The sequence below is a fragment of the Streptomyces sp. NPDC015139 genome (assembly GCF_043079785.1).
Lineage (GTDB): Bacteria > Actinomycetota > Actinomycetes > Streptomycetales > Streptomycetaceae > Streptomyces > Streptomyces albidocamelliae.
On sequence record NZ_JBIBUW010000013.1, the window covers coordinates 183,620 to 200,457 of the forward strand.

15 protein-coding genes are annotated in these 16,838 nt (G+C 71.7%); 9 read left to right on the plus strand and 6 right to left on the minus strand.

Going from position 1 to position 16,838, the window contains the following annotated elements:
• Positions 1-22: 22 nt before the first annotated feature.
• Both ACF08B_RS30695 and ACF08B_RS30700 read right to left on the minus strand, forming a co-directional pair.
• On the minus strand, positions 23-1,027 hold the full coding sequence (locus ACF08B_RS30695) for a HEAT repeat domain-containing protein (protein ID WP_392320403.1): 1,005 nt from the start codon (positions 1,025-1,027) through the stop codon (positions 23-25).
• Positions 1,028-1,030: 3 nt separating this feature from the next.
• Positions 1,031-1,696 (minus strand): HEAT repeat domain-containing protein, encoded by a 666-nt coding sequence (locus tag ACF08B_RS30700; protein ID WP_392320404.1) that lies wholly within the window; start codon positions 1,694-1,696, stop codon positions 1,031-1,033.
• A gap of 373 nt (positions 1,697-2,069) precedes the next feature.
• Here ACF08B_RS30700 and lanKC point away from each other — a divergent pair, with 373 nt between their 5' ends.
• The 4 genes from lanKC to ACF08B_RS30720 all read left to right on the plus strand — a co-directional run bounded on the left by lanKC (position 2,070) and on the right by ACF08B_RS30720 (position 8,731).
• Positions 2,070-4,628 (plus strand): class III lanthionine synthetase LanKC, encoded by a 2,559-nt coding sequence (gene lanKC, locus ACF08B_RS30705; protein ID WP_392320405.1) that lies wholly within the window; start codon positions 2,070-2,072, stop codon positions 4,626-4,628.
• A gap of 96 nt (positions 4,629-4,724) precedes the next feature.
• Positions 4,725-4,868: a SapB/AmfS family lanthipeptide gene (locus tag ACF08B_RS30710; RefSeq protein ID WP_392320406.1), complete on the plus strand. Its 144-nt coding sequence runs from the start codon at positions 4,725-4,727 to the stop codon at positions 4,866-4,868.
• Between the two features lie 136 nt (positions 4,869-5,004).
• Positions 5,005-6,753 carry an ABC transporter ATP-binding protein gene (locus tag ACF08B_RS30715; protein WP_392320407.1) on the plus strand — a complete coding sequence of 583 codons (1,749 nt, stop codon included), beginning with the start codon at positions 5,005-5,007 and terminating at the stop codon, positions 6,751-6,753.
• Positions 6,754-6,832: 79 nt separating this feature from the next.
• Positions 6,833-8,731: an ATP-binding cassette domain-containing protein gene (locus ACF08B_RS30720; protein WP_392320408.1), complete on the plus strand. Its 1,899-nt coding sequence runs from the start codon at positions 6,833-6,835 to the stop codon at positions 8,729-8,731.
• Here the strand turns inward: ACF08B_RS30720 and ACF08B_RS30725 are convergent.
• Positions 8,667-9,356, minus strand: a complete 690-nt coding sequence (locus ACF08B_RS30725) for an SDR family oxidoreductase (RefSeq protein ID WP_392320409.1) — start codon at positions 9,354-9,356, stop codon at positions 8,667-8,669. The genes ACF08B_RS30720 and ACF08B_RS30725 overlap by 65 nt on opposite strands.
• Before the next feature lie 112 nt (positions 9,357-9,468).
• A complete protein-coding gene (locus tag ACF08B_RS30730; RefSeq protein ID WP_392320410.1) occupies positions 9,469-9,795 on the minus strand; it encodes a hypothetical protein in 327 nt (108 codons plus the stop codon).
• A gap of 160 nt (positions 9,796-9,955) precedes the next feature.
• Between ACF08B_RS30730 and secD the strand changes: the two genes are divergently transcribed.
• Both secD and ACF08B_RS30740 read left to right on the plus strand, forming a co-directional pair.
• Entirely contained in the window at positions 9,956-10,948 is a 993-nt protein-coding gene (gene secD, locus ACF08B_RS30735) for a preprotein translocase subunit SecD (protein WP_392320411.1), read from the plus strand.
• Between the two features lie 47 nt (positions 10,949-10,995).
• Positions 10,996-11,544 (plus strand): GNAT family N-acetyltransferase, encoded by a 549-nt coding sequence (locus ACF08B_RS30740; protein WP_392320412.1) that lies wholly within the window; start codon positions 10,996-10,998, stop codon positions 11,542-11,544.
• A gap of 117 nt (positions 11,545-11,661) precedes the next feature.
• Here the strand turns inward: ACF08B_RS30740 and ACF08B_RS30745 are convergent, their stop codons facing one another.
• Complete coding sequence (locus tag ACF08B_RS30745; RefSeq protein WP_392320413.1) at positions 11,662-13,074, minus strand: MFS transporter; 1,413 nt, start codon at positions 13,072-13,074, stop codon at positions 11,662-11,664.
• Positions 13,075-13,169: 95 nt separating this feature from the next.
• Here ACF08B_RS30745 and ACF08B_RS30750 point away from each other — a divergent pair, with 95 nt between their 5' ends.
• Entirely contained in the window at positions 13,170-13,673 is a 504-nt protein-coding gene (locus ACF08B_RS30750) for a winged helix-turn-helix transcriptional regulator (protein WP_392320414.1), read from the plus strand.
• Positions 13,674-13,789: 116 nt separating this feature from the next.
• On the opposite strand, the gene ACF08B_RS30755 is transcribed toward ACF08B_RS30750, so the two are convergent.
• On the minus strand, positions 13,790-14,224 hold the full coding sequence (locus ACF08B_RS30755; protein WP_392320415.1) for a VOC family protein: 435 nt from the start codon (positions 14,222-14,224) through the stop codon (positions 13,790-13,792).
• Between the two features lie 264 nt (positions 14,225-14,488).
• Here ACF08B_RS30755 and ACF08B_RS30760 point away from each other — a divergent pair, with 264 nt between their 5' ends.
• Both ACF08B_RS30760 and ACF08B_RS30765 read left to right on the plus strand, forming a co-directional pair.
• Complete coding sequence (locus ACF08B_RS30760) at positions 14,489-15,877, plus strand: S28 family serine protease (protein ID WP_392320416.1); 1,389 nt, start codon at positions 14,489-14,491, stop codon at positions 15,875-15,877.
• Positions 15,874-16,677, plus strand: coding sequence for a class I SAM-dependent methyltransferase (locus ACF08B_RS30765; protein ID WP_392320417.1), 804 nt, complete (start codon positions 15,874-15,876; stop codon positions 16,675-16,677). Before ACF08B_RS30760 ends, ACF08B_RS30765 begins: the two co-directional genes overlap by 4 nt.
• Positions 16,678-16,838: the final 161 nt, after the last annotated feature.

Genomic DNA, 16,838 nt, shown 5'->3' on the forward strand with positions numbered 1-16,838 from the left:
GGCGCTGCCGACCGCCGCCCCCTCATATGTCACCGCGAAGCCGCAGGACGTACGCGGCGGTCAGCGCCACGGCGCGGTCCGGGTCATGTGACAGCTCCGCGAGGGCGGTCGACGCCCTCGTCCCCGGGATGCCCGCCAGGGCCTGGGTCAGCCGCCCGCGCGCCGGCGCCTCGGTGGTCCCGTGGGTGAGGCGGTCGACGAGTCCGCTCGCGATCCGGTCCGCCGTCTCGGTGTCTCCGGCCAGCACGCTCAACGCGTCGGCCGCGTCGGTGTCGTTCCGTCCGTCCACCACCAGGTCGACGAGCGTCGGGACCGCATCGGCCACGCCACGGGTCCCGAGCGCCAGGGCCGCATGGCGACGGACCACGACGTCAGGGTTCGCGAGAGCGTCCCGCAGCCGCGTGGTGGCGTGGTCGCCGGGAATCTCGGCCAGGGCCCGTACGGCACGTTCCCGCACCGCGGCCACCGGTGCCCCGAGGCCCTCCGCCAGCAGCGCCGAGCCGGGATCACCCGATCGCGCCAGCGCCCACCCGAGGGCCCCGGCGACGTTCGGGTCCGTCTCGCCGAGTACCGCCTCGACCAATGCCTCCACCGGCACCGGAACGTCGTGGACGGAGGACAGGGCCGCGCGCTGGCGTGTGCCGGCGCTTGTCGACTCCAGTGCCTGGAGGAGCGCGACGACCTGCAGGACGTCCTCCCAGCCCGCGGGGTCCGTGGCGTCGATCCTGCGCAGCCGGGTCAGCAGCTCGGTCTCCGCCGCGATGCGTTCGCGGGTCCGGCCGATGAGGTCTTCGACCAGCGCCGGGGGCGTGAAGCCGGGATCGTCGAGCGCCCGTCCGATCTCACGCAGCGACAGTCCGAGCGACCGCAGGCTCTCGACCTGGAAGATCCGCTGGATGTCCGCCCCGGAATACTCCCGGTAGCCGGAGACGGTACGCCCCGAAGGACGCACCAGCCCGAGCGACTCGTAGTGCCGGAGCATGCGGGCACTTACCCCGGAGCGCCGCGCCACCTCACCGATGAGCACGTTCTATCGTCCCTCCTCGTCGGGCGCGCCGAGGGCCACTACGCGTTTGGCCTCCTCGATCGCGAACTCGAATCCGGCATCAGGGTCACGCAGCAGCCGGCGTGTGGCGAGTGCGTGGGCGCGTACGACCGGGTCGGGAGCCGTCGTCGCGGCCGACAGCGGAGGCACCTCCCCCAGCGCGACCAGCGCTCTGCTGAGACTCAGTTGTGTCTCCCGTCCGCCCCGCCCGAGCTGGGTGACCAGCACCGTGGCCAACACGCTCTCCTCCCCTTCCGGTACGAGTACGACAGCGGCCCGCCAGGCGCTCCGCGCCACCTCGATGTCGGGGTCGGACAGGAGTGTCCGAGTGATCGCCGGCCACGCCCGCCGGTCCCCGATCTTGGACAGTGTGTGCAGCGCCTGGCTGCGTGCCTGCGCGGACTCCGCGCGGACCTCGCGAAGCAGTGCGGGCAGGGTCATGGCCACCGGGTGACGGGTGAGTGCCCACGTCAGCATGTCACGGACGAAGAACTCGGGCTCGATCGCACTGCGTTGGACGAGTGTGTCCACGAAGCGCGGCTCGGGCGCCGTGCCGAGCGCCAGAGCCGCCCGCAGACGCACGGACGCACGACTGTCCTCCAGTCCCTGGAGCGCTCGTTCCGCGTCCGATTCCTGTGCGCTGATCGTCATCTGCGACCACCTCCTTCGGCCAGGCAGTCAAGGCCTTGTCACCGTGTCAGGGTCAAGCCGGGACCGGTGGTGTGACGCCTGATGCCCACCGTCGCGCAGGAAGTGCAGGAAGCGCAGGAATACCGAAGGGACAATCATCAAAACAGCTCTCGAATAAGTATACGGGCGCATTTACATACACTTCCTTTTTGCGTGCGGGCCTCGCGCCCCCCTCTACGTACACTCCGCGCGCCCTGTCCGTCACGGTTCCCCTCCCTTACCTTCACATCAGAGGCCGCGAGCGGCGAAGCCACCACACGGTGGAGGCGTCCGCGACCGGGAACGTCATTCGCGACGTGTGTGGTCGCGAGAGCTCGTCACATCGGGGGTCGCTATGGACATGCGTTATGAGGCGTACTCATACGCCGACAAGCTGTTCTACGACTCGCCTGTCCGCTGGGCCACCGTCGAGGAGTTCGCCGCTGCCGGCGAGCCCTTACCCGACGGCTGGGTGGGCAGGGCGAGGGACGTATGGGTGGGCCGTCAGCCGGCGGACCTGGACCTGCCCGAGCAGGGCTGGAAGATCCATGTGTCCGCATGCCTGGACAACGCCGAGCACATCCTCTCCGTCGTCAGCGCGTACTGCTTCGAGAACCGGATGGCGTTCAAGTTCCTGCGCAGCCCCGCACTGGTGCAGACGCAGAACGCGAAGTACGCCTCGCGCGGTTCGAGCGGCAAGTTCATGACGCTCTACCCGGTCGGCGACGACGCGCTGGAGCGATGTCTCCACGACCTCGGCGCGGCACTGACCGGACAGCAAGGGCCGTACATCCTCAGCGACTTACGCTGGCGCGAGGGACCGCTCCACCTGCGCTACGGCGGGTTCACCGAGCAGTTCTGCCGCTCGGAGACCGGAGAGCTCGTCCTCGCCTTCCGCGAGCCGTCGGGACGCCTCCGCCCGGACGTACGGCGCGCCGTGTTCGAAGTGCCCGACTGGGCCCCCGTGCCGGCGGTCCTCGCCCAGGCCCTCGCCGATCAGAGCCGGGCGAGCATGGCGGACTTCCCGTACACCGTGGAACGTGCGCTGCACTTCTCCAACGGCGGGGGCATCTACGTCGGCCGGCCCGTCGGCGGCGGCAGCCAAGTGGTGCTGAAGGAGGCGCGGCCGCACGCCGGCCTCGACCAGCGCGGCGACGACGCGGTGCTCAGACTCGGCCGGGAGCGCGACATCCTCGACCGGCTGGCGGGACTGCCCGCCGTACCCGCCGCACTGGACTACCTGACGGCCTGGGAACACCACTTCCTGGTGCAGGAGTACGTGCAGGGGGAACCCCTGAACCGCTGGTTCGGGCAGCGTTACCCCTTGGTCCACCCCGATCCGGACGAGGAGACGGTCACCCGGTATCGCGAGGAGGCACAAGCCGTCCTGGCGAGCATCGAGGAGGGCCTGCGCACCATCCACGACCGCGGCGTCGTCTTCGGGGACCTGCACCCACGCAACCTCATCGTCGGTCCCGACGGCCGGGTGACGTTCATCGACTTCGAACTCGCCTCACTGGCGGCGGAGTTCGTCAGACCCGCGCTCGGAGCGGCCGGCTTCGCCGCACCCCCGGACCTCGAGGGATTCGCCGTGGACGAATACGCCCTCGACGCACTCCGGCTCTGGATCTACATGCCGCTGATGCAGCTGACCTCGCTGGATCCCGGGAAGAGAGCGGAACTCACCTCGGCCGCGGCCGGCCGGTTCGGGCTGGCCTCCCCCCATCCTCCCGGTCCCCCCAGAGATCCCGAGCGCGCCGGACTCACCGCCCTCCTCCGCGGCGACAGCGCGATGTGGCCCGCCCTGCGCGACTCCATGACGGCGGCCATCGGCGCCAGCGCGACCCCCGAACGCACCGACCGCCTGTTCCCGGGCGACCCCGGCCAGTTCACCCACGACGGGCTGGGGCTCGCCTACGGCGCGGCAGGAGTCCTGTGGGCCCTGCACTCCACCGGCGCCGAGGTCGATCCGGACCATGTCCAGTGGCTCCTGGACGCCGTCCCCCGCGAGCCGTGCCGGCCCGGACTGTTCATCGGTTCCCACGGCGTGGCCTACGCCCTGGAACGCCTGGGCCACGCCCCGCAGGCGCAGCACCTCCTGGACCGTCTGCTCCAGGATCCCCCGGACGGTCACGGCACCGATCTCGCGGGCGGTCTCCCCGGAATCGGCCTGACCCTCCTGCACTTCGCCGGCACGACCGGCGACGGGCGCCTGCACTCCGCCGCGCTGGACACCGCCGAACGCCTCGCCGCACGTCTGAAGCCGGCCGACGCGAGCGGTGATCCGACACCCGGCCGGCGCACCGGGCTCATGTACGGCAGTACCGGCGCCGCCCTGTTCTTCCTCCGCCTCTACGAGAGCACCGCCGACACCGGCCTGCTCGATCTCGCGGAACAGGCGCTGGAGCAGGACCTCGCCCACTGCGTCCTGACCGACGACGGAACCCTGCAGGTCGACGACGGCACCCGGGTGCTGCCGTACCTCGAATCGGGCAGCGCCGGCATCGCCGCCGTGCTCCACGACTTCCTGCGCCATCGTCCGGACCCGGAGCTGCGGCAGCACGTCGAACGGATCCGCCGTGCCGCGGAACCCGAGTTCATCGTCCAGCCAGGGCTGTTCAACGGCCGCGCCGGACTGATCTCGCTGCTGCACACGCTGCAGGACGGCACCGAGGTCCACGGCCAGGTCATCCGACGGCACATCCGGCGGCTCGCCTGGCATCTCATCCCCTACCAGGGCCACGTCGCCTTCCCCGGCGAGCAGCTGCTGCGGCTGTCCATGGACCTGGCCACCGGCTCGGCCGGCATCCTCCTGGCGCTGGGCTCGGCACTCGCCGACACACCGGCCCTTCCCTTCCTCACCGCCGAGCGGGCCGGCAAGCCGGCGTCCGCCCCGGTCCTGCAGGCGCCCTGAGCGCCTGGTCCACGCAAGACAGCGGCGGTCCGCCGCGACGACCGCACCGCGGTCCACAGATTTCCGGCGATCGCCGGAAAGCAGGAGCACCACACCATGCGATGGGAGAGCAACATGTCGATCCTCGGCCTGCAGGCACTGGAGACCCCCGAAGAGACCACCGAGTACATGTCGGTGCTCAGCTCGCTGAGCGCGGTCAACTGCACCAACAGCACCGTCAGCACCCTGCTCTGCCTCTAGCGGACGCGACCGGGTCGGCCACCTCAGGCCCCGCCGGCCGACCCGGGTAGCACGGCCGGTCCGGACTGCGTCGCAGCCCGGACCGGCTCCGTCTCGTGTCCGGACCCGTTCCGGCCGGCTCACCGAGGAGGCACGCATGGACAGCGACCGCGACCGCCGTGGCGAGCCCGACCCTGGTCCCGGCAAGGGCCGGGCGGGCGAGTCGGGCCGGCCGGACCGGTTCCGCCGCACGCCCGGAGCACGTTCCTGGCTGTGGCCCACTCTGCTGGCGCTGGCGGTGACGGCCAGCTCCCTGGCGAGCCTGGTCCTGCCCGCGGTGCTCGCCGAGGCCGTCGACCAGGCCCTGTCCGACGGCACCGGCGCGGGCTTTCTGCCGCTGGCCGCCGTCCTCACCCTGCTCACCACCGCCGAGGCGACGGCGCAGTACGCCGGACCGCGTGCCACGGCAGACGAGACGGCGCGCCTGCGTCGCGCGATGGTACGGCGCGTCATGGCGGCCGGTGCCTTCCCGCCGGGCCGGACCGCACCGGGCGACCTGGTGGCGCGCCTCACCGGAAGCGGTGCGGAGGCCGCCCTCGCCGCGCAGGCGGTGGTGTACGCCGTCGCCCAACTCCTCATGGCTCTGGGCGCCGTGGTCGCGCTGGGCCTGCTCGCCCCGGAACTCGCCGCCGCCTTCCTCGTCACCGCCCCTGCCGGCTATGTGCTGGTGCGACGCCATCTCAGGCGTACGACACAGCAGGGCGCGGGCTACCAGCGCGCGCAGGGAGAGGTGGCGGCACGGCTGGTGGACGCGCTCACGGGCAGCCGTACCATCGCGGCCGCCGGCACGGTCGACCAGGAGATCGCGCGGGTCATGGGCCCTGTCCCGGAGCTCTCCCGGTGCGGGCGCGCCCTGTGGGACAGCCAGCGCCGCGTGGCCTGGGCCACCGGACTCCTGGCCCCCGCCACGCAGATCACCGTGCTCGCCATCGCCGGGTACGAGCTGTCCGTCGGCCGGCTGAGCGCGGGCGGCCTGATCGCCGCGCTCGGTTACGCCACCATCGGCCTCGGCGGGTTCGGTACGGCACAGAGTCTGCTGGACTACGCGCGCGCCCGCGCGGGCCGCGACCGTGTCGCCGAAGTTCTCGCCACGCCCGTCCAGCCGCCGGGCACCCGCGATCTGCCGCCGGGTCCGGGACTCCTCGAACTCCGCGGGGTGACCGTGCGCCGGTCCGGCCGTGCCGTCCTGGACGGGCTGGACCTCACGCTCCCGGCCGGAAGTCTCGTCGCCCTGGTCGGTCGCTCCGGTTCGGGCACCTCGCTGCTCACCGCCGTGGCCGGCGGCCTCCTGGTCCCCGACACGGGGCTCGCCCTGCTCGACGGCGTGCCCATGGACGACATCCGACCCGACCGGCTGCGGAGCACCGTCGCCTTCGCCTTCGCCGACCCGGCGTTGACCGGGGACACGGTGCAGGACGCCGTCGGTCTCGCCGCGGACCCGGTCGCCGCCGACCGGGTGCGCACCGCGGCCCGCACGGCACAGGCGGACACCTTCGTCAGCCGCTTGCCCGACACCTACCGGACTCCGCTGTCCGAGGCTCCGCTCTCGGGCGGTGAGCGTCAACGGCTCGGGCTGGCACGGGCCTTGGCACGCGACAGCCGGCTGCTCATCCTCGACGACGCGACGTCCAGTCTCGACACCGGCACCGAGGCCCGGGTCCTCGGCGCGATGGCCGTCACCCACCGGGACCGCACCCGGCTGATGGTGACCCGCCGCGCTTCGACGGCCGCCCGCGCCGATGCCGTGGCATGGCTGGACGAGGGGCGCATCCGGGCATTCGCCCACCACGACGAACTCTGGGAACTCCCCGCCTACCGAAGCGTGTTCCGCGACGGCGACGACTGACGTGCCGTCACCACGCGAAGCGACGCATCGTCTCCGCGGCGACGGACGGCGGACGCGACCGGACGAAAGGAGACCGCCAGTGGGCGACACCACGGCCGACACACGGCACCCCCGGCCGGAACCCGACCGGACGGCCCGACCGCCCGCCGACATCACGGGCAGCGCGATGCGCCTGGTGCGGGGCAGCCTGTCGCACAGCCGAGCCGCTGCCGTGCGCCTGACCCTGTGGACGCTGCTCCACGCCGCGCCCGCACTGGTCGCCGGCAAGACGCTCGCCCTGGCCGTCGACCACGGCTTTCTCCCGCACCAGCCCAGGACGGCAGCGCTGTGGCTCGGTGTGTTCGCCCTGGTCACCCTTGCCGGAGCCTGGGCGGGACGGCAGGCCTACCCGTCGCTGGCCGAGATCGTGGAGCCCCAGCGCGACCGCCTGCTGCGCGACGTCGTCACGGGGACCCTGCGCCGAGCGGTGGCGCGGGGCCCCCGGCGGCGGGACGACTCCGCCGCCGTCGCGGTCGCCCAGCTCACCCGCCAGGTGGAGGCGGTCCGTGACTCGCTCGCCGGTCAGCTGATGCTCGTGTGGCAGTTCGTCCTCACCGTGGCCGCCGTCGTGGCCGGCACCGCCGCCATCGCCCCGGGCGCGGTACCCCTCGTCGCCGCACCGCTGGTGCTCGCCCTGACGGTGTTCGCCGTCCTGGCCCCCGCGACCGTCCGCAGGCAGCGCACGGCGTTCGTCGCGGAGGAGGTCCTGGCCCACCGCACCGTCGGGACCCTGCACGCGCTGCGCGACCTCGTCGCGTGCGGCGCCGCCGAGAAGGCGGAACACGAGATGCTGGACGCGATCGACACCCACCTGCGTGCGTCGCGGGCCCTCGCACGGTTGGCGGCGGTACGCAGGCTGATCGTGGCACTGGGCGCCCACGCCCCTCTCCTGCTGATCGTCCTCGCCGCACCGACCCTGGTCCGACACGGCATGACGTCCGGCGACGTCGTGGGCGTGGTCGCCTATGTGCTGGCCACCCTGGAACCCGCTGTCCGCCTGCTGATCCAGGGAGTCGGCGCGTCCTGGCTGCGCCTCGCCGTGGCCGCCGAACGCCTGTCCACGGCCGCGCGCCATCCCGCGCCGGGCGCCGATCCACAGCCCGGACGGACGCCCGTGGACGGTTCGGCGGAACTGTCGGACCTCACCTTCGCGTACGGGCCGGACGCGCAACCGGTGCTCGACCGGCTCGACCTCTCGCTCGCCGACGGCGACCACCTGGCCGTCGTGGGCCCCTCCGGGATCGGCAAGTCCACGATGGCGGACGTCCTCGCCGGCATCCTGGCGCCCGACCGCGGACAGGTCCTGCTCGGCGGCGTCCCCCTGGAGCACATCGCGCGCGGCGATCTGCACCGCGCCCGGGTGCTTCTTCCTCAAGATCCCTATGTCTTCGCCGGATCGGTACGGGAGAACCTGTGCTACCTCGCCCCGGACACTCCGGACGACGCCGTCGTCGCGGCCGTCGAGCAGCTGGGCATGGCCGGCGCGGTGCAGCGGATCGGCGGCCTCGACGCGATTCTCACCCCGGCCGAACTGTCCTCGGGCGAGGCGGAGTTGATCGCCCTGGCCCGGGCCTATCTGTCCCCCGCCAGGCTGGTCGTCCTCGACGAGGCGACCCGGCACCTCGACGCGGTGGCCGAACACCGCGTCGAGGAGGCGTTCCGGCGCCGGCCCGGGACGGTGGTGACGATCGCCCACCGGATCGCTCCGGCCCGCCGGGCGGACCGGGTGCTGCTCCTGGACGGCGTTCGGCCGCTCACCGGTACCCATGACACGCTGCTGGCGTCCGCCCCCCTCTACGCCGACCTGGTCGGCCACTGGGACACCGGTGTTCCCGGGACGGACGAGGTGTGTCCCGGTAACACCGGCCGCCCGGTCAGCGCCCCGGCCTCAGCATCAGATCGCTCATCGTCGTGTCCCTCGGCAGATCCAGCGCCGTGAGCACGGCGGCGGCGACGGAATCCGGGCTCATGTGGGCTTCGGGGTCGTAGGGGAGGCCGAACTGCTCGTGCAAGCGGACCTGCATCGGCGTGTCGGTCTCTCCCGGGTAGACGGTGGTGACCCTGACCCCGCTCCCGTACTCCTCGGCTCTCAGCGACTCGGCCAGCGCCTTCAGCGCGAACTTCGATGCCGCGTAGGCACTCAGTCGTGGCGGCGCGTGCAGCCCCGCACCGGAGTTCATGAACACGACGTGGCCGCGTGCCGCGCGCAGTGCGGGAAGCAGGAGCCGGGTGAGTTCCGCCGGAGCGGCCACGTTGACCGCGAGCGCGTCCTGCCAGACGTCCGCCCCGAGTTCCGCGACCGTCCCGGACTCCGCGACGCCGGCGACGTGGATCAACGAGTCGAGCCGAGCGGGCAGTTCCTGCGCGGCCAGCCCACCGCGGAGCGACCCCGTCGCCGCCAGGTCCGCCACCGGCGTCCGGCTGTGGGGAAATCTGGCCCGCAGTGCCTGCGCCCGTGTCTCGTTACGAGCCAGCAGCCACAACTCCTCACCCCGGGCCGCGAAAGCCGCGGCCAGGGCCGCTCCGATACCCGAACCAGCACCTGTGATGAAATGTACGCCCATGGTGGGGTATGTACCCAAAGCGAAGCCGCAAGTCACTGAGCTCCGAGCAGTTCGGCCTGAAATGAACGGCGTTGGGGGCGGTCGGGCCGGTGCGTCGTCGGACGGGACAGGGCTAGCGAGTGACGTCTCGGCGCGTCCTGCGCCAGCCGGCGGCGATCCTGCCGATCAGGGATGCGACCGTGTTGATGGCCCAGATGATGCCAAGTGCCACCACCACGAAGGCGATGAGGAGCAGGGCGACTACCACCACCATGTGCAGGATGCCGTTACCGCCCTGCCCGGCCCGCAGCGAGCCGGCCTGGACCCCGGCGGCTCCGACGGCCGGGACGGCCAGCGTGGTGAGCAGGATCGGGCCACGCCGCGAGCGCTGACGGCCGTCGTCCTCCTCGGCCCCTCGGTCGTACCGGAGTATCTGCGCCTGCTCATCCCCACCCGTCACAGGGCCATTGTGCAGTCTCACCACGCACTCTCGTCGGCCTGGGCGGGCCGGAAGGCGGAGCAAGATTAACGTCTCATCGAGAGGGCCGCCCGGGAGTCGGCCATTTGCCTGCACACCCGGCATTACGCCTGGGAAGCTGCACACCGTGCATACCCTTCACGTGAGAAGCGCGACGGTTCTGCTGTGCCTGGGCCTGGCCACATCGACCGGCTGCTCGCATGCGCCGGCCCCGTCCCGGCCGGACTCCAAGCCGTCCGGCACGGCGTCCGGCGGGCAGACGGTCGCCGCCGGCACCGACTGGTCGGTCACCTTCACCGCGTCGGCGTCCGGGTCCGCGGACGGACTGGATCGGACCGCCGACCGAGTGCGGGAACGGGTCAGGAGTCTCGGGATGACAGGCACCCGGGTCACCACCGAGGGCAATTCCCTCACCGTCGTCGGACCGTACAAGGCCGAGCAGTTGGAGAAGCTGGGAGCTCTGGGCCAACTCCGCTTCCGGCCGGTGCTGGCGCAGGAGAGCGCCGGCTCCCGGACCCCCACGCCCGGGCCCAGCGCCAGTCACGCACAGGGGCGCGCGACCACTGGAGCGCTCCGGGCGGACCCCGCCGGTTCCCCGTCGGCCAGTGCCTCCAGCGGGGCCGACGGGACGTCCGCCTCCCTCCTGGCGAAGTACAGGGCATTGGACTGCTCCGCCGGCCACACGTACTCCGAGGCCGAACAGGACGCGAACCCCGACAGCCCCGCCGTCGCCTGTGCCACCGAGCACTCCGCCGGCCAACCACCCTCGAAGTACCTGCTCGGGCCGGCCATTCTCACCGGCAGCGAACTCACCTCGGCCGAGGCGGTGAACGACACCACGAACGGGGCGGGTTGGATGGTCCAGCTCGACTTCACCGCCGCAGGAGCCAAGAAGTTCGCCGACGCGACCGGCAGGCTTGCCCAGAACCAGATGCCGCAGAACGAGTTCGCCATCGTCGTCGACGGCGGCGTGGTGTCCGCGCCTTATGTCAACCAGGCGCTGACCGACGGTACCGCGCAGATCTCCGGAGGTTTCACCGAGAAGGAGGCACGGGACCTGGCTGCCAAGCTGAACTCCGGTGCGCTTCCTACTCCGTTGAGGTTCGCCGGCGCGACACACATCACCAAGCGCTAGGGTGCGTCCTCGGATCACTCCCCCGGCCCTGCGATAGGTTGCCCGCCATGAGTGAACTCGGACCCGGTGTCTGGCCGCCTGCGCCGACAAGGACCGAGCGGCTCCTGCTCCGCGGGTCCGAAGCCCGGGACCGTGCGGCCTTCGTCGAGCTGTTCGCATCACCGGAGGTGGGTGCCTACACCGGTGGCCCTCGACCGCGTGAGGAACTCGAACGCGTGATGCCCGAGGTGCCCGGCCGGCGCCCCGGTTGCTTCGTGATCGACCTCGACGGAGCGATGATCGGCATGGTCACGCTCGACCGGCGCGACGCGGAGAGTCCGCGTCATGTGCGTCCGGACGCCGAAGGGGCCGAACTCGGCTACATGTTCCTGCCCCAGGCGTGGGGACGCGGGTACGCCGCCGAGGCGTGTGCGGCGGTACTCGACTGGTTCGCCGGCGCGTCTCCCCGCGAGCCGGTGGTGCTCCGCACCCAGACCGCCAACGCCCGCGCGATGCGTGTTGCGGCGAAGCTCGGATTCTCGGAGGTGGAGCGGTACGAGGACTACGGCGCCGAGCAGTGGTTCGGCGTGCGGCCCTCGGCCACCCCACCGCGCTGAGGTGCACCCCTTCCGCAGTCGACGGGACGCGCGCGAGCAGGCTACGCGCCACCTGCGCCACAGCGGCGCAGGACGACGAGCCGCGCGACGCCGCCCCGACCGGCGTCGCGGGCGTGATCAGGCCAAAGCCTGTGTGTCCGCCTCGGACTCCTTCGAGGCGACGGGCGCCGTCCGGGCCGGTCCGCCGCCGCGACTGAGGCGCACGCCGATCACCGACGTCGCCAGGCCCAGCACGGCGGCCGCGCACCAGGCGATCCGGAAGTCCTGGCGGGAGTCGGCACCTACGTGGGAACCGACCACCGCGACGAGGACGGCGACGCCGACCGTGGCCGATATCTGACGGACGGAGTTGACCAGCGCCGACCCGGTCGCCGCGCGGTGGCCCGGCAGGGCGTGCACACCGGCGGCCACCAGAGTGCCCAGGGCCAGCCCGACACCGGTGCCGGTCATCACCTGGCTCGGCAGCAGGTCACGCAGATAGTCCGGGTCGACGGACGCGAAGCCCGCCCGCCAGACCATGCCTGCGGTGAACAGCAACCCGCCCACGGCGACCAGCGGACCGTGCCCGAAGCGCTGCGCGGTGCGGGCCGTCAGCAGGGTGACGACCGGGACCAGGGCGGGACCGGGCACCAGGGCGACCCCGGTGCGCAGCGCGCTCCAGTGCCAGACCTCCTGGCACCACAGCACATTCGACAACAGCATGATCGCGAAAGCGACGCCGAACAGGAAGCTGCCCGCGTTCGCCGCTCCGAAGCGCGGCAGCCGCAGCAGGTGCAGTTCGAACAGCGGGTGCGGATGCCGCAGGGACCTGAGGACGAACCCGGCGCCGCAGATCACGGCGACGGCCAGCAGCAGGACGGTCCTGCCGCTGGTCCAGCCCCAGTCGGGCGCCTGCACCAGCCCTCCGGACAGCGCCGCGACCGAGGAGACGACCAGCAGCGCGCCGAGGAAGTCCGGCAGCGGTCCGGCCTCCCGGGTGGTCGGCCTCGGCAGGACCGATCGGCCCGCGAGGAGCGCCGCGATGCCGATGGGGACGTTGACGGCGAAGACCCACCTCCAGTCGATCTCGACCAGCAGGCCACCGGCGACGGGCCCGGCGGCCGCGGCGAGTCCGCCGACCGCGGCCCAGCTGCGGGTGGCGTGGGTACGGCGCTCGGCCGGCACCGTCGCGAGCAGCAGGGCGAGGGACGTCGGGATCTGGGCGGCCGCCCCGACGGCCTGCACCACTCGGGCCACCACGAGGGTCCCGAGATCGGGGGCCAGGGCACAGCCCAGCGACGCGAGGGTGAAGACGGCGATCCCGGCGAGGAAGACCGGCCGCTGACCCAAGCGGTCACCGGCGCGCCCGGCCACCACCAGGAGCGCGGCCAGGGTGATCGCGTAGGCGTTGAGGACCCAGGACAGCGAACCGAGGGTCGCACCCGCGCCGCCCCCGGAGAAGGTCGTCCCCATGGCCGGAAGCGCGACGTTGACGATCCACAGATCCAGATTGGTCATGAAGACGGCCACCAGTACGACCGGCGTGGCCATGCGGGGGTGCTTTGAAAATCGAAGCATCGTGGGCATGCCGCAAGCCAAGCACGGGATGGTTTGGAAATCAAACCCCACGGGGTGATACTGGGCCCGTGACCAAGCACATCGATCCGCAGGGCATGAACGGACGCCCGTGCTCGCTCGCCGCCACCCTGGAGGTGGTCGGCGATCGCTGGGCCCTGCCGGCGATCCGCGAGGTGATGCTCGGAAACCACCGCTTCCGGCAGATCGCCAGAAACACCGGCGCCCCCACCGACCGTCTGGCGGCGCGCCTGAAAGCGCTGGTGGAGAGCGGTGTCCTCGAACGGCGCCCCCTGCCGGACGACGCACGCCACCAGGGCTACTACCTGACGGAGGCGGGGCGGGACCTGGCGGGCATCACCCGCGAGCTCATCGGCTGGGGGGACCGCTGGGCCGTCACCACGCCCCCCGTTCGCTTCCTCCACCGGGACCACGCACTCGCCACCCACGCGGTCTGCGAGACCTGTGGCGAGCGGGTTCACGCCGAGGACGTCCACCGGGAGGAGCTGACCCCCGGCTGGAACCGCTCCGGCCCGGTACAGACCCCGAGCCGACGATCGGGGTCCACCCGGTAGAGCCGCACCACCGTGGACGTGTCCGAGTCAGGCTCCCGATCGGCACACAGGGGACGCACCATGTGTGCCGGTCCCCCGGAGACGGCACCCACCTCGCCGTCTCCGGGGGTGCGAACTCAGTCGAGACAGAACTCGTTGCCCTCGACGTCCTGCATCACGATGCACGACTCGTTGTAGTCGTCGGCAAGGAGCACTCGCTCCCGTACCGCACCGAGCGCGACCAGCCGGTCGCACTCGGCCTGGAGTACGGCGAGGCGCTCCTCACCCACCAGCCCGGTGCCGACCCGCACGTCGAGATGCACCCGGTTCTTGACGACCTTGCCCTCGGGAACCCGCTGGAAGAACAGTCGCGGGCCGACGCCCGAGGGATCACCGCACGCGAATGCCGCCCCCTGCCGCTCGGGCGGCAGAGACCGATCGAAATCGCCCCACGTGGCGAACCCCTCCGGTGGCGGCGGGACGACGTACCCCAGCACCTCGCACCAGAAGCGGGCGACACGTTCGGGATCCGCGCAGTCGAAGGTGATCTGGACCTTCTTGATCGATGACATCGGCGCACCATAGCAGGGTGACTCCGGCGCTCATCTCCCGGCGTGTGTCCGCATGTTGTCGGGTAAACGACCGGTGCCCTGTCCCTGACCGTGCCGGCCGAAGCGGGCAGTCACCCTCCCACGGCGCCCGGCACGACAACGTGGTCCTCCCCCGCCCGGGGGAGACGGTCCCCCGGGCGCGGGATCTTCCTGCGGTGCCGAACGGCTGTACTGGAGCCGTCAGCCTATGACGGTCGCCATGACCGCGGTTCAGGAGGATTCACGATGCGCACGTGGACGAGACGACGGCTTCTCACCTCGACGGCGACGGCTGCCGGCCTCGCCGTCACGGCCGCCGCACCCGCGACTGCCGGGACGCGGTCGCGGACCCGCCTCGACGACGACATCCTGACCGCCCTGCACGCCCTGCCGGGGCTGCGGGTGATCGAGGAACGCCAAGGCGCCGAGCCGGGATACCGCTTCTTCGTCCTCGGGCTGCGCCAGCCGGCCGACCACACGAACCCCGAGGCCGGCTCCTTCGAGCAGCGCCTGACCCTGCTCCACACCTCGGTCGATCGGCCTACCGTCCTGTTCAGCACGGGCTACGAGGCCGTGCTCACACCCCGTCGGGCCGAACCGACGGTGATCCTGGGCGGCAACCAGCTTCAGGTCGAGCACCGCTTCTTCGGTACTTCCCGCCCGGCGAACGCCGACTTCTCCCTGCTGACCATCCGGCAGGCCGCCGACGACCACCACCGCGTCGTACACCTCTTCCGCCGGCTGTACCGCGGCGCGTGGATCTCCACCGGCAGCAGCAAGGGCGGCATGACCAGCGTCTACCACCGCCGTTTCCACCCCCATGACGTGGACGGCACCGTGGCCTACTCCGCCCCCGACAACGTCGACGACCGCGACGACAGCGCGTACGTGCGGTTCCTGGAGAGCGTAGGCAGCGCCGAGTGCCGCGAGGCCCTGCGGACCGTGCAGCGGGAGGCTCTGCTGCGCCGCTCCGACCTGGTCGCCCGGTACGAAGCCTGGGCCGCCGCGAACAGCACCTCGTTCCGCATCGTCGGCAGCGCCGACAAGGCCCTCGAAATAGCCGTCGTACGAGCCGCGTTCATGTTCTGGCAGCGCAACACCACGGCGGACGGCGCCTCCATACCCGGCCCGGACTCCGGTACCGACGAGTTGTACGCGTGGCTGGACGACATCACGGGCCTCGCCCTCTACGCCGACACGGCGCTGCGGCACTACGTCCCCTACTTCTACCAACTGGGCACCCAGCTCGGGTACGTCGGCTTTCCCGTCCGGCACTTGTCCGGTCTTCTCCGCTACCCGGACGCCGTCGAGCCCCGTACGTTCGTCCCGCGCGACATCCCGATGTGCTTCGATCGTGACGCCATGCCGGACGTCGACCGCTGGGTCCGCCGGCACGGCAGCCGACTGCTGTTCGTCAACGGCGCCCAGGATCCCGCCGTCGCCGAGGCCTTCCGGCCGGGCCCGCGTGACTCCCGGATCCTCTGGGCGCCCGACGGCAACCACAGCACCGCGATCGCGGAGCTCTCCCCCGCCGACCGCGCCGAGGCCATCGGCATGCTGACCCGTTGGACAGGGGGGTCTACCGACGGCCGCTCCTGGTCGGCGGATCAGGTGACTACTAGGCTGCGGCGATGAAGCCCCTAGCCGATGAGCCCGTAGCCGATGAGCCCGAGAGCTTCCCCCAGCCCGCGGATCCCGTGCGGGTGAACGACTACGACAGAATCGCCGAGGGCTACTCGGCGGCGACCGAGGACAACCTCGTCAACGCGTACTACGCGCGGCCCGCGACACTGGCCCTCGCCGGCGATGTGGCCGGCCGTCGCGTCCTGCACGCCGGCTGCGCCTCGGGCGCCTTGTCCGCCGCCCTGCGCGACCGCGGAGCGGTGGTCACCGGCATCGACGCCAGCGCCGGGATGCTGGCGCTGGCCGGGCGGCGGCTCGGTGACGACGTGGCCTTGCACAGGGTCGATCTGAAGGACCCCCTGCCGTTCCACGACGGTGCATTCGACGACGTGATCGCCTCGCTGGTGCTGCACTACCTCGAGGACTGGGGGCCGACGCTGGCCGAGATGCGGCGAGTGCTCCGACCCGGCGGCCGGCTGATCGCCTCGGTGGACCACCCCATCGTGGCGTACACGTTCGAGGAGCCCCGGCCCGACTACTTCGCCACCACCAGCTATACCTTCGACTGGACGTTCGACGGGCAGTCCTCGACCATGCGGTTCTGGCGCAAGTCGTTGCACGCGATGACCGACGCCTTCACCACCGCGGGCTTCCGTCTTTCCGTCATCAGCGAGCCGCAGCCCGACCCGGCCGCCCGGGAACTGTTCCCCGACGACTTCCACGCCCTCTCCACCAGACCCTGCTTCCTGTTCTTCGTCGTCGAGGTGCCGCCGTCGTCCGCCGGTGCGAACGCGCCCGGCGGTGCCGAGTAGGCGACGACGGTCCCGTCCGTGTGACCACATGCAGGATCACCCTTTCGGACTATAGGGTGGCAAACACGTGCAATTCGTACCCCGTGGTCGAAGCGGTTCATCGGACCGGACTCGCTCCCAGGTGGGACCTGAGCCGTGCACGACCCACCCGGAGGAGGACG